Genomic DNA, 13007 nt, shown 5'->3' on the forward strand with positions numbered 1-13007 from the left:
ACCACTTTCTTCGCCCCAACTGCCAGGCATGCTTGCCAGCGGCCTGAAAACTGGCATAATGGCATATACAAGGACGGTTCGAGAATACGGAAGCCCACAAAGTGTATGGCCACTAGGACCGATACGTTGAACGGGTGTATAAGACTTGACCGTTGCAACGATGATGTTGTGCAGAGATTCCATCTGGACCGACCTTGTGGGAACGGCCTCCTGCGGGGGGCCGTTCCTATTTATCCACAAGCGTTATCAACGATTGCAGAGGACGGCACCTGCGAATAAAGTGCTATGGTATGGTTCAGAAATTTGACGCACCCTCCAAGGCCTTGCTACGCAGCCAGATCGCGGAGCATATTGCCGAGACCGACGGCCAGGCACGGCACGTATCCAAGCACTCGGATCACCCGGTCTCGCCCTTGCCTGAGGATCGCTTTTTTGACCGGGAACTGAGCTGGCTCAAGTTCAACAAACGCGTGCTGGAACTGGCCGAAGACGAGAGCGTGCCCCTGTTGGAACGCGCCAACTTCGCCGCCATTTTTGCCAGCAACCTCGATGAGTTCTTCATGGTCCGCGTGGCAGGTCTGAAGCGTCGCGTGGACACTGGCATCGCTGTGACGGCCGCCAGTGGGATGAGTCCCCGTCAGCAACTGAGGGCCATCTCCGAACAAGCGCATAAGCTCCAAGACGAGCATGCCCACTATGTCATCGACCACATCCTGCCGGATCTGGCCGCCGAAAGCATCATCCTGCTGAGCTGGCCACAGCTGAGCAGCCAAGAGCAGGAACGGCTCACCAAGTTCTTCCGCAACCAGGTCTTTCCGGTCCTGACCCCGCTGGCCGTCGACCCGGCCCACCCCTTCCCTTATATCTCAGGCAACTCACTGAATCTGGCGGTCCTGGTGGAGAACCCGACCTCAGGCAAGACCCACTTCGCCCGCGTCAAGATTCCCGACAACCTCTCCCGTCTGGTTCCTGTCGACGATCTGACCGACGAAGAGGGCCGGGAGGAGCGCTACGGGTTCATCACCATGGAGAACCTGATCATCGCCCACCTGGAATACCTCTTCCCCGGCATGATCATCAAAGAGGCCCGCTCCTTCCGCGTCACCCGCAACGAAGACATTGACGTAGAAGAGGACGACGCAGAGAACCTGCTCAATGCCATGGAGAAGGAGTTGCTGCAGCGGCGGTTCGGACCGCCCATCCGCCTGGAGATTTCCGACTCCGCCTCTCCCTTCCTCTCCCAGCTGCTGGCCAGCAAGCTCCGGGTCAACCAGGAGGAGGTCTATCGGCTGCCTGCCCCCTTGGACTGCACGGTCCTGTTCGAGCTGCAGTCCATCGACCGGGCCGACCTCAAGTTTCGCCCCTTCATTCCCACCACCAACCGACAGATAGCCGAGGTGGAATCCAGCCAGGCCCAGGACATCTTCGCCGCCATCCGCGAGCATGACATCCTCCTTCACCACCCCTATGACTCCTTCTCTACTTCGGTTCAGGCCTTCCTGGAGCAGGCGGCGGCCGATCCGCGAGTACTGGCCATCAAGCAGACCCTCTACCGGACCTCGGGCAACTCGCCCATCATCAATGCCCTGGTGGATGCCGCACACGCCGGCAAGCAGGTCCTGGCCCTGGTCGAGATCAAGGCCCGGTTCGATGAGGAGGCCAACATCGCCTGGGCTCGTCAGCTGGAAAGGGCCGGCGTCCATGTGGTCTACGGCATTGTTGGGCTGAAGACCCACTGCAAGCTCTCCCTGGTGGTTCGTCAGGAGCAGGACGGCCTGCGTCGCTATTGCCACGTAGGCACCGGCAATTACAACCCCAAGACCGCCCGCCAATACACCGACCTGGGTCTGCTCACCTGCGACCCGGTGGTGGGACAGGATCTGACCCGGCTCTTCAATCAGCTGTCAGGTTATGCGCCCAAGTCCTCCTTCCACCGCCTGCTGGTAGCCCCGCGCACGGTCCGCTCCGGGCTACTGCAGCGGATCGCCCGTGAGGAAGAGACCGCCCTGAACGGCAAGCCTGCGTGGATACGGATCAAGGTCAACTCCCTGGTGGACGAAAAGATCATCGACGCCCTCTATCGGGCCAGCCAGGCAGGGGTTCGCATCGACATCGTGGAGCGCGGCATCTGCTCCCTGAAACCAGGTGTGCCCGGACTGAGCGAGAATATCCGAGTCCACTCCATCCTGGGACGGTTCCTGGAACACAGCCGCATCTTCGCCTTCGCTAACTCCCAAGGTCCTCAGATCGGCGAGGGTCCCCTGGCTGGACCTGAGGTCTGGATAGGTTCTGCCGATCTGATGCACCGTAACCTGGACCGCCGTGTGGAGGCGCTGGTCCGCATAACTGCGCCCGAGCAGGTGCAGGGATTGATCGACTATGTGGATCTGCAGATGGCCGACACCACCAGCTCCTGGCACATGCAGCCCGACGGCACCTACGTGCGCCACAGCCGCGATGACCAGGGCAAGCCTTTGGTCGACTCGCAGGAGTACCTGATCGACCGTCACACACGAACCCCCAGGGCCAGGCGATGATGATACGCCTGCAGGCCAGCAGGGCCGCCGCCAAGGCAGACGATTGGGATGGCACCCGGCCATGAGCAGGACGGTCGAGGCAGCCGGAGCCATCCTCTACCGGTGGCGCACAAGCTTCCAGGGATGGATGAAATTCAGCGACGACGGCCGGGCGGCCCCGGGAGCCAGCCCACGCTCCGACCTTGACGAGCTGGAGCTCTGTCTGGTCCATCGCCCCAAGTACGACGACTGGAGCTGGCCCAAGGGCAAGCTGGAGAATCGTGAAACCCACATGCGTGCGGCCGTGCGCGAGGTGGGCGAGGAGACAGGCTGTCTTGTCCGGCTGGGGCCATACCTGGGAGATGCCGAATATCCCCTGAACAACGAGGGCCGATGCCGGGGCGGCAAGGGCGGCAGGCTCAAACATATCTGCTACTGGATGGCTACGCTGACCGACTCGGAACACGCCGCCGGTCAGAGCGCACTGCTGGGACCCATCCACCGGCCTGATTCCAGGGAAGTCGACCAGATACGATGGGTCGGAGCCTCCGAAGCCCGCAAACTATTGACCCACCCCAGCGACAGAACCATACTGGATGCCTTCGTGGACAGGGTGGAGCAGGGCGGCATCCGGGCTCGTCAGTTGATCATCGTCCGCCACGGCAAGGCAGTGGCACGCAAGGAGTGGACAGGCAAGGACGCGAATCGTCCTCTGACCCCCAGGGGTGCCGGCACCTCCTACGCCCTGGCTCGGGAGCTGGCCTGCTTCGCGCCCGACCACCTCCTGTCCTCCCCCTGGATCCGCTGTGTGCAGACGTTACGACCCTACGCCGACGAGGTAGGTCTGCCCATGGAGATGGTGGCCTGCCTGACGGAGTCCTCCTACCATCGCCGCCCCCAACAGGCCCACAGCTGGTTGGACAGGCAGATGGCCGACCTGCTGACAGGAAACCGAACCACAATGATTTGCATGCATCGCCCGGTCCTGGGCGGGATCTTCGAAAAGCTGCGCGGGCTGTGCTCCAGCGGATCGCTGTCCAAACGGCTGCCCGACGACTCCCCCTTCATGCCCACCGGCAACGCCGTCGTCCTCAGTCTGACCGGCGACCCCAATCATCCGACCATCATCGACATACAGAAGGTGACTCCCATTGTCTACTGACAGCAACTCCAGAATCGGCTCATCCTCAATCCGGTCCTCCCGCACGGGATTCGTGGCGTCCGGCACCGGAGCATCCCGACCCTCACGCCCGGGCCAGCTGGATCCGGCCATCGCCGACCAGCTCTCCGGAGGCATGGACCCGCAGCAGATCAGCGAGATGAGTCACGTTTCAGCCGCCTCCCTGCTGGACCGGGTCCACCACAGCGCCGACCCCGTCATCGTAAAACGGGTTCTGACCCTGGTGGACCGCGAGGGCGTGGATGTCGTGGCCGAGCTCTGGAGCGATAGCGACCCCGACTCCCTGCCCGGCATCCTATGGCGGCTCTACATGCTTCGCAGCTGGATGCGTAAGGACGCTGATGGAATCAGTCGGCTGTGGCGGCTGGGCGAACCCACCGACACCGCTGCATCAGCTATAGCCGGCGTCGATCAGGCTCCGGAGGCCGACGACATCATTCGAACCGCCGACTCCATCCTCTCCGGAGCCTTCACCGGCGACTTCGCCATAGCCCTGGAACGGGCCGGAGCCTTCTGCGACGTGATCGCCCGCGGCATCAAGACCACCATCCGGGATGCTCAAAGCCGGCAGCTGGACGGTCAGGAAGCCAAGGAGGTGGACGCAGCACAGCGCACCGTCAACTCCCTCAATCAGACGGCCCGTGACTTCATGCGGGGCGCATCACTCTGGCGGCGAGGACGGCTGGAGTAGAACCCGCCACCCTTTCAAGCCGGAAGCGTAAGCGCGCCGTGAGCGCAGATCAGACCCGGGATGCCCTACAATGGGGACTGCGTCGGACCATGGCTAAGCCCCGGGCTCCGTTTGTTGCCGCTGCGAGCGGCGTTTGCGCCGACAGGCGCTTGCATGGTTCGGCGTTTTCATTTCCATTCCCAAATTAAAGACAGCATGGCTTGCCGGTCGCTACCAGAAGCCGACCCGCTGAGCTACGCTGAGAGGTATGGAACTTCACGTACTGGAACACCCGCTGATCGAGCACAAGCTGACCGTACTGCGGGACAAAAACACCCCTTCCAACACCTTCCGCGAGCTGATCAGCGAACTGGTCATGCTGGAGGCTTACGAGGCCACCCGCAATCTGGACATCGAGGATCACCCCATCGAGACCCCGGTCGCTCCCATGGTGGGCAAGAAGCTCTGCTCCCCGCGCCCTATGGTGGTTCCCATCCTGCGCGCCGGACTGGGCATGCTTGACGGCATGACCCGGCTGCTGCCCACGGCCGAGGTCGGATTCCTCGGCCTCAAGCGCGACGAGAACACCCTGGACATCATCACCTACGCCAACCGCCTGCCGGAGGACCTCTCTGGACGTCAGTGTTTCCTGCTGGATCCCATGCTGGCCACCGGTGGAACCCTGATCGCCGCCACCAAATACCTGGCCGAGCGCGGCGCCAAGGACGTGACCTCCATCAACATTCTGGCCGCTCCCGAGGGCCTGAACCGCCTCAAGGAGGAGATGGACCCCTCCATCAACCTTAAGGTGGTGGTCTGCGCAGTCGATCAGAAGCTGAACGAGCACGCCTACATCGTGCCCGGCCTGGGCGATGCCGGCGATCGTCTTTACGGCGTCATCGACTGAGCCAACGAACTGACGCGGGCATAAGCCCCATTCCTGGCGAGGATCCGAACCCTGCACGGTTCGGATCCTTTTTTCAATAGCCTTCTATGACAGCCCTAGCTGATGGCACTTGGCAGGGTGGCCACTCCGTCCGTGCTCCTCCTGTCCTCTCGCACCCCTCGCCAAGTGCACAATCCCTCATTGCCACCCTGGTTCTCCCCTGGTCTGACCCTGAAAACACCCTGAGTGGGCTATCTCCCGGTGTTGCAATAAGAACAGCGGCAGCATTCAAGGGCGAGAAAGGAGCACACCATGGAGGGCAAGTCCCTTTCCCTAGGTGGATCACTGGCAGGAACCGGGGCCTCAGGACCGATGGGCGGGGGCGGCTCGCAAACCGCAGTTCGATCCAAGGCACACACTCCCGGCCTGGCCTCCCTAGTGCGATCCTTTCTGCATGAGCACCGGTCCTCCTACACGGTCATGGTCCTGGCAGTCATGGCCGCTTCAGTCCTTACCAGCGCCTGGGCCCAGGTAGCCATTGCCGCTCGGAAGGGCGACGGGATGCCAGATACACGCGCAATGAATTCCTACGACCGCGCTATGACCCTGTCTTTACGAGACAGCGCTACACAAATATCCATAATGTACGCCTGCATATGCGGGTTCGTCTCCATCTTCCTCGTCATCACTTCTGTGGGGTTCCTGATCGAGCGCCGTCGTCGTGAATATGCCATGATGCGGCTTTCGGGCGCCTCTCCCCGCACGGTGAGACTCATCTCCCTGTTGGAATTCATGATTCCGGTAGGTTTGGCCGCCCTCATAGGCAGTTCTGCGGGATGCCTGCTGGTGCCCGCATTCGCCAAGTCTCTGATCAACTCAGGTCTTGAAGCCTTGGAAATGACCGCACATCCCCACCCTATGGGAATCGTCTTCGCCTTCGCTGGGATACTCCTGGCAGGCCTCTTAGGAACCTGGTTCGCCGCCAGAAGAATTACCGCCATCTCTCCCATCGAGGCTTTGCAGGACTCAGAAAATCGGTCGGGAACCAAATCAATTGGCCCTCTTCGCCTGATAATCGCCCTGGCTGGCCTGGCTGGAGGACTGGCCATGGTCTATCACCGCTTCAATGGCATGGACATTGAAATCCAGATCCTGGCCACGACCGGCTGTCTGCTGGTCATCATCGGTGCCCTGGCTCCTGTCCTGGTTCCGGCGTGCGCCAACCTGATCGGCATCCCCTTCCAACTGGCTTTCCGAGGTGCAGGTCTCCTGGCGCGGCAAAGGGCGCGGAAGGAAAATCGGAGCTCCACCGCCATCGCGGTGCCGATCATACTGATGCTGGTCATCGTGACCGGATTGATAGCCCTAGGAAGGTCCAGCTGGGCGCAATTATCCCTCAGCCGAAACAAGCCGGTTGCTGCCGAAGTCATGGTCACAACAGATACCAAAGACACCAGGGATTTGGACCGGCAACTTCGCTCGTCCGCAGATGTAGGATCCGCCGTCACCTACAGCAAAGAATCTTGGAGAAGAGCGGGCAACACAGACAGCAAAAGCGATGCACCTTTCATAAGCGCCATGCACATCAACAAAAGCGGCAAGGCGCTTGACACGATCAGTCCTGCTTTCATCACAGGCTCGGCTGCAGACCTGGGACCAGGTAAGGTCGCCGTCATATCGAAAGGCCACGGTCAGGAAAAGAATCCCCTCGGACGCACGCTGACCTTAATCGACAAAAACGAAAAGCGTCACACGCTGACCATCACCGCCATTGTTGACATGACACCGACAGGTCAGACAGGCGACTACCTGATCATGGATGACAGCCTGTCGCAACTGGCTCCCGACAACAGTGGGTTGACCACCCTGGTCAGGACCGCTCCCCGAGTCCAGACAAACGATTTGATCAGTAAGCTCAACGCTTCATGGGACAGCAAGGGCATCAAGGCCTGCACCAAGAAGGAGTACATTCGTTCCGACATCCAAAGGTCACAGGAGGTGCAGCGAGCCATGCCCCAGATGGCGAGCGGGGCCATCGTCCTGACGGCCATATTTCTGATCCAGGCATGCGCCATCGCGGTCAATGAGCGTCGTCAGGAGAATCGTAGAATGCAGGCCGCCGGTGTTTCACGTGGAACCTTGGTCTGCTCCTCGATTTGGGAGTCAGTAATCGATGCTCTTTCGGCCATCCTTCTTTCAGCCCTGGCCATGGCGGGGGTGCTGGCCGTCATCTTCCATCAGTTGTCCGACCAGGTAGACATGAGCGTCGTGCCCCTCCCCTACGGCTACTTCCTGACCATGGCACTCTGGGCGATAGGCCTGGCCGCTGCAGCCTCCGGGCTGTATAGCTGGTTCAGCTCTCGGGCAGATACGACTCGAAGATGATGCCGTCGAAGTCCGGGCTGGCCGCCTCTTGCGCGCGCTCGGAGCGGACGGTCCAGGCGATAGGCGTTCCACCCAGGAATCGATAGAGACGCATGGGCATTGAGTGCCCGCTGTGCCACTCGCAAGCCACGAAGTCCGGCCGCCCCAGCCAATTGAAGAGGAGAGACCCGGCCATCCAGCGCAGAGCCGAGGAGCAGGTGTCCACCCGACCATGGTAGGGGGCGACCAATTGTCCCCTGGTAATGCCGGGGTGGTGAACCCGATACCAGGCAAGGGCCAGGACGTTGAAGGACTCAATCACATAAGGACCCTGGTATTTGGACAGGAGGGCATCGGTCCGGCGCATAAGCTCCCGATCCAGGCCCCGGTCCATCTTGATCTCGACGACCAGAGGCACCCGGCCATCCACCAGAGCGAGCACCTCGGACAGCAGAGGCACATGCTGCATTTCGGGATCGTTGGGGCTCCCATCCTCGCCTTCTCTTTCAGAGCCACCGTCGTGGTCGGCAGAGCCCGGGATCTCTTCCTCAGACTCAAGAGCTTCAGCAGGGCTTGGGCACAGGGGAATCTTACGCAGCTGATCGTAAGTCAGGTCAGCAACTGCCCGATTAACGCCAGCCACCCGCTGCAGATCCCCATCGTGGATGACCACCACCTGCCCGTCCCGACTGAGATGGACATCCAGCTCAATCCCGTAACCGGCCCTGCAGGCCGCCTCGAAGGCAGCCAGCGAATTTTCGGGCGCTACCACCCGACGGGAGTTGGCCGGAGCGGAGGCGTGCTTGCCCAAGGGCTTGCCAGATGTGATCTTCAGACAGTCATGGATACGGTGCAGGTAGGCGGACTGTCCAGGATTGGGATTGGTCGTCTCCATCCCCGAGCCAGCATCATGCAGACCCCTATGGGCGTAGGGCTGCAAGGACAGACCCACAGGCTTTCTCCGGCCCGTGACTACCGAAAGACCAGGAGCCAGAGCCCAGCACCAGCCTCCCAAAAACCCCAATCCCAGACCCAGTGCAACCTTGCCGGCCAATCGTGCTTTGGACCCCATCATCGCCTCCAGCCATCAGCTACTTCACTCTCCACGCTAGCATCGCAGGGAGCTGGACGCGCTTTGCTGGCTTGACTTCAAGCTGCTTTAAGTTCCTATCCTTGAACCAGCAGATCACAAAGGCATGCTCGGCCCCTCAGCCAGCCCAATCAAGCAATCTGTCAAGAAAGAAGCAAGAAACCATGCAGAATGATTCTTCCACATCTGTTCCGTCCGTCAAGCTCAACAACGGCGTCCTCATGCCCATGGAAGGCTTCGGCGTCTACCAGATCGCCAACCAGGACGAGTGCCGCCGCTCGGTGCTGGATGCGCTTGAGACCGGGTACCGGGCCATCGACACGGCCCAAATCTATGGAAACGAGCAGGCCGTCGGAGATGCCCTGGCCCAGAGCGGCCTCGACCGCGACCAGGTCTTCCTGACCACCAAAGTCTGGATCACCAACTACGGGTACGACAAGACCAAGGCCTCGGTCGAGGAGTCCTTGAAGAAGCTGGGTACCGACCACCTGGACCTGGTCCTCCTCCACCAGCCCTTCAACGACTACTACGCAGCCTGGCACGCCCTTGAGGGCCTCTATGACCAGGGAGTCCTGCGCGCCATCGGTGTCTCGAACTTCTACGCTGACCGCTATGTGGATCTGGTCAAGTTCAATAGAATCGTCCCTGCCGTCAACCAGCTGGAGACCCACGTCTTCCACCAGCGCCCCCAGGAACGCACCTACATGGACAAGTACGGCACCCGGATCGAATCCTGGGGACCCTTCGCCGAGGGACGTCAGGGGATGTTCACCAACCCGACATTGACCGAGATCGGGCAGGCTCACGGCCGGACCGCTGCCCAGGTAGCCCTGCGCTTCCTGGTTCAGGACGGGGTCATCGTCATCCCCAAGACCACCCACCGCGAGCGCATGCGTGAGAACCTCGATATCTGGGACTTCCAGCTCAGCGACCAGGAGATGAACCGGTTGCGGTCCATGGACACCGGCAAATCCGCCTTCATGAACCACGAATCACCTGAAACCGTGGAGGACTTCGCCGACTGATTCAGCATCAGACAGTATCTATATCCATATAGGATGAACGGGCTCTCAGCCTAGGCTTCGCCGTTGCGTCGCCGACGCTTGAGGGCCCGGTGCTTGATCAGGATGTCCAGGACTATCCAGACCGAAAGAACGAAAGCCACCACATAGCCCAGCATGCTGACCACCGGGATGCCGAAGACCACCGGCTTGATGCGGGCAAAGTAGACGATCGAAGAGCCCACATAGAGGCCAACGACAATGAGGGCCATGGTCAGCCTGTTGACCATGTCGGACAGCTGCTGCAGAGGCTCCTCAGAACCCACTAGCTGCACATTGGCGCGCAACTGGCCCCGGGTCAGCATCTTGGTTGCGGTCTGGGACTCAGCCAGGGCACCCAAAAGCCCATGCAGGGCCAGGTCACCCTGGATGCCCAGCTTCCGGGTCTCCTCCTTGAGGATGGATCCTGTGCCCTGGCTATAAACGACATGATCGGTGATGATCTGCACGATATTGGCCTCGGGCAGGAACTCGTCCAGGAGCCCTTCAAGAGTGACCAGGCAGCGCGCCACCATGGTGACCGACCCCGGCACCTTGATGCCATGCCGGGCGGCCAGCTTCATAACGGCGTTGACATATTCGGCGATGTCCAGATCGGCCAGATCCAGCTTGCCGAATCGCTGGACGACCGCATCCAGGTCGGCCAGGAGATAGGGGTAATCCTCGGCCCGGGCCTCTCCCGTACCGGCAAAGCGGAGCAGCCCCTGGGCCAGGGCCGGTGAATCCTCGCGGCCTACTGCGAAAATCATATCCTTCAAGGCCGATTTGGTCACCTTGTCCAGGCGACCGACCATCCCCAGGTCGATCAGGACTATGCAACCATCGCGGATGATGATGTTGCCGGGGTGAGGATCGGCGTGAAAGAAGCCCCGATCCATGATCTGGGTGGCATAGTTGTCGACCAGCTTGGTGCCGATCTCCTTCAGGTCATAGCCCTGGGCCACCAACTGGGCAGGCCGTGAGAGGGATATCCCGTCGATGTACTCCATCACCACCACATGCCTGGTGCACAGTTCGGGATAGGGCTTCGGGCAGTCGATGTAGGCGTATGAGTCACAGAAATCCTTGAACTCCGCCAGATTCTCAGCCTCCTGCTGGAAGTCGACTTCAGATTGGAAGGTCTCCCAGAGCTCCTCGACCACCCCGCGAATGTCAATCACCTGGGTGCTGCGGATGAACCGGGAGGCCCACTTGACCATGCTGCGCATAATGTCAATATCCTGGGCCATGGTCTCTTGAATCCCTGGACGCTGGACCTTGACGGCCACGTCCTCACCGCTGACCAGGCGGGCCCGGTGTACCTGTGCCAGGGAAGCCGACCCCAGCGGAACAGGGTCTATGGAGGAGAAGATCTGGTCGAGCGGACGGCCATACTCGGCGGCCAGGGTTCCGGTCACCACAGAATAAGGGATGGGATCCGCGTCGGCGCGCAGCTTTGAGAGCTCACGGCAGAAGGCCTCCGGCAGAATTTCCGAACGCATGGAGAGAATCTGGCCCACTTTGACGAAAGTGGGCCCAAGCGCCTCGAACATGCGGCGCATGGTGACCGGGGTCAGGCCGTGGATGATGTCGAACCGGTTGACGATGCGGATCATCTCGGCCAGTCGGCGAGCCCTCCCACGCCTGTGACGAATCCTTCCTGCTGCCCCTTGCCGCTCTCCCGTGCCGACTCCGAAGAGGCCAATGGTCTGTACCGGGGCATCATGTCCGTTCATGGCATCCATACTCACCACTCACCTGTGTCCTTTATCCGCATGGCCGACCAGCGGCAGACATTCCGGCGCAAACGACCGACGCTGACAGTAATTGACTGCTTTCAGCCCTGCTGACCTGCGATGGGATCATTGGAAGTGATGGGGATGGACCCGGACCGACGATCCGGCATTGGCGCCAGAGGCTCATGGTCGGGACGGCGGGGAGCAGGAGCAACATGAGTCGCAGACCTGGGCGCGCCAGCAGCCGGGGCCTGAGCAGCAGGTGCATTGTCAGCAGGAGCAGGTGCGGGTGCTGGAGCGGGACGGTTTTGCTTGTTGCGCTTGAGCTCAGTATTAAGAATCTTCCCTTGCTCGACCGTCAGCTCGCCCTTCTTGACCAGGTTGTCAATGACCTCCTGGCCCTTCTCCACGCCTGTGGCCAGCGCTCCGATGCCAGCCAGAAGCACCTTGTGCAATCCATCACCAATATGCAAATCCGACATGATATGCCTCCCAGCATTCATACGCCCTTGAAGTACCGGGCCCTTTAGACCGCCAAGAGACGAGCGGCCGTCTCTGTTTACAGTCTAGCTGGTTATCATTGACCAATCCGATTCGACACCGTGGCAAGAGGAACCGCAACATCTTTCCCCTGGCATTACCCTACGATCACTCATCAAAATCTGTGCAGGACCCGCAGACGGAACCGTAGGTTCCTCTTCATCTGGGCCTGGAGGCAGCGATACAGCTGGCCTGATCAGCCAGGGAATCCAGACGCTCCAGTTCGCTCCGGCTCTTCTCGTCCATGGCAGTCTTCATCTGGGCGAAGGTGTCCTGGCCGTACCGCCTGTCGGCTGCACCCTCGATGAGGAAGTCCGTGATGGCCGGGTTCTTCGGCAACAGCGACCCATGCATGTAGGTGCCGATGACCTTCTTCCATCGGGCCCCCTCGGTGTGGTCCTTGCCGTTGTTGCCGCGACCGTCTTCGTCCACCCTGCCCAGGGGTTGTGCTCCCTCCCCCAGGTAGGTCAGACCCGAGTGGTTCTCGTAGCCGACCACCCTGCCGAAGTCCTCTGCCTGCTCCACCAGATTGCCGATCATCCGCTCGGGCTTGGCAATGGTATGCACGTCAAGGATGCCGACCCCCTCCAGGCGCTCATGGTCGGAGGTCTCAAAATAATGTCCGAAGAGCTGATAAAGCCCGCAGATCATCAGCATGGGCACCTCCTGGCCGGCCAGATCGCGCAGAAGTCCGCTCCGCTCCCGCAGGTCGTCGATGATCCGTTCCTGGCCATGGTCCTGACCGCCGCCGCCCAGAATCATATCGATCCGCTCCGGCCAGGCATCGCCAGGGTCGTAATAGCGGACCATGGGACGGAATCCGTACAGTTCAGCCCGGCGGGTCACGCTGAGAATGTTGCCCGAATCCCCATAGATGTTCATGTCACGGTGGTAGAGGGAGAGGATCTGCAGCGGCGGATAGTCTCCCACGGCCTTGACCTTGGCCTTATCCTGCGTCTGCGGCATTCCTGCGCTCCTTCTGGTT

The 13007-nt window shown here is 60.9% G+C and carries 9 protein-coding genes and 1 pseudogene; 6 read left to right on the forward strand and 4 right to left on the reverse strand.

Annotated features, from left to right (window positions below; all coding sequences use genetic code 11):
• Positions 1-290 precede the first annotated feature (290 nt).
• From LPC22_RS03335 to LPC22_RS03355, 5 genes are all read left to right on the forward strand, one after another.
• On the forward strand, positions 291-2537 hold the full coding sequence (locus tag LPC22_RS03335) for an RNA degradosome polyphosphate kinase (RefSeq protein ID WP_229132084.1): 2247 nt from the start codon (positions 291-293) through the stop codon (positions 2535-2537).
• Between the two features lie 61 nt (positions 2538-2598).
• Positions 2599-3678 carry an NUDIX hydrolase gene (locus tag LPC22_RS03340; protein WP_229132086.1) on the forward strand — a complete coding sequence of 360 codons (1080 nt, stop codon included), beginning with the start codon at positions 2599-2601 and terminating at the stop codon, positions 3676-3678.
• Between the two features lie 13 nt (positions 3679-3691).
• On the forward strand, positions 3692-4387 hold the full coding sequence (locus tag LPC22_RS03345) for a hypothetical protein (protein WP_024626983.1): 696 nt from the start codon (positions 3692-3694) through the stop codon (positions 4385-4387).
• Positions 4388-4634: 247 nt separating this feature from the next.
• Positions 4635-5273 carry a uracil phosphoribosyltransferase gene (gene upp / locus LPC22_RS03350; protein ID WP_015022561.1) on the forward strand — a complete coding sequence of 213 codons (639 nt, stop codon included), beginning with the start codon at positions 4635-4637 and terminating at the stop codon, positions 5271-5273.
• Between the two features lie 291 nt (positions 5274-5564).
• A complete protein-coding gene (locus tag LPC22_RS03355) occupies positions 5565-7637 on the forward strand; it encodes an ABC transporter permease (RefSeq protein WP_229132094.1) in 2073 nt (690 codons plus the stop codon).
• Here the strand turns inward: LPC22_RS03355 and LPC22_RS03360 are convergent.
• The gene (locus LPC22_RS03360; RefSeq protein WP_229132096.1) at positions 7606-8688 is read right to left on the reverse strand and encodes a glycerophosphodiester phosphodiesterase family protein; all 1083 of its coding nucleotides are present in this window, start codon (positions 8686-8688) and stop codon (positions 7606-7608) included. The two genes, LPC22_RS03355 and LPC22_RS03360, sit on opposite strands and share 32 nt — an antisense overlap.
• A gap of 182 nt (positions 8689-8870) precedes the next feature.
• On the opposite strand from LPC22_RS03360, the gene LPC22_RS03365 reads away from it, so the two are divergent.
• Complete coding sequence (locus LPC22_RS03365; protein ID WP_229132104.1) at positions 8871-9731, forward strand: aldo/keto reductase; 861 nt, start codon at positions 8871-8873, stop codon at positions 9729-9731.
• 50 nt (positions 9732-9781) lie between these two features.
• On the opposite strand, the gene LPC22_RS03370 is transcribed toward LPC22_RS03365, so the two are convergent.
• The 3 genes and pseudogenes from LPC22_RS03370 to LPC22_RS03380 all read right to left on the reverse strand — a co-directional run bounded on the left by LPC22_RS03370 (position 9782) and on the right by LPC22_RS03380 (position 12988).
• Positions 9782-11491 carry an ABC1 kinase family protein gene (locus LPC22_RS03370; protein ID WP_229132324.1) on the reverse strand — a complete coding sequence of 570 codons (1710 nt, stop codon included), beginning with the start codon at positions 11489-11491 and terminating at the stop codon, positions 9782-9784.
• Positions 11492-11796: 305 nt separating this feature from the next.
• Positions 11797-11964: pseudogene (locus LPC22_RS08510) on the reverse strand (phasin family protein); the annotation flags it as partial.
• A 217-nt stretch (positions 11965-12181) separates the two neighbouring features.
• Positions 12182-12988 (reverse strand): type 1 glutamine amidotransferase, encoded by an 807-nt coding sequence (locus LPC22_RS03380; RefSeq protein ID WP_229132106.1) that lies wholly within the window; start codon positions 12986-12988, stop codon positions 12182-12184.
• Positions 12989-13007: the final 19 nt, after the last annotated feature.

Source organism: Bifidobacterium mizhiense, from assembly GCF_020884755.1.
In the GTDB taxonomy this organism is placed as follows: Bacteria; Actinomycetota; Actinomycetes; order Actinomycetales; family Bifidobacteriaceae; genus Bombiscardovia; species Bombiscardovia mizhiensis.

What these genes read in the sequence shown, in the direction of transcription:
- LPC22_RS03365 (WP_229132104.1), top strand. Translation starts at nt 8,871, where the DNA reads ATGCAGAATGATTCTTCCACATCTGTTCCGTCCGTCAAGCTCAACAAC.
- LPC22_RS03380 (WP_229132106.1), bottom strand. Translation starts at nt 12,988, where the DNA reads ATGCCGCAGACGCAGGATAAGGCCAAGGTCAAGGCCGTGGGAGACTAT.
- LPC22_RS03335 (WP_229132084.1), top strand. Translation starts at nt 291, where the DNA reads ATGGTTCAGAAATTTGACGCACCCTCCAAGGCCTTGCTACGCAGCCAG.
- upp (WP_015022561.1), top strand. Translation starts at nt 4,635, where the DNA reads ATGGAACTTCACGTACTGGAACACCCGCTGATCGAGCACAAGCTGACC.
- LPC22_RS03370 (WP_229132324.1), bottom strand. Translation starts at nt 11,491, where the DNA reads ATGGATGCCATGAACGGACATGATGCCCCGGTACAGACCATTGGCCTC.
- LPC22_RS03360 (WP_229132096.1), bottom strand. Translation starts at nt 8,688, where the DNA reads ATGGGGTCCAAAGCACGATTGGCCGGCAAGGTTGCACTGGGTCTGGGA.
- LPC22_RS03340 (WP_229132086.1), top strand. Translation starts at nt 2,599, where the DNA reads ATGAGCAGGACGGTCGAGGCAGCCGGAGCCATCCTCTACCGGTGGCGC.
- LPC22_RS03355 (WP_229132094.1), top strand. Translation starts at nt 5,565, where the DNA reads ATGGAGGGCAAGTCCCTTTCCCTAGGTGGATCACTGGCAGGAACCGGG.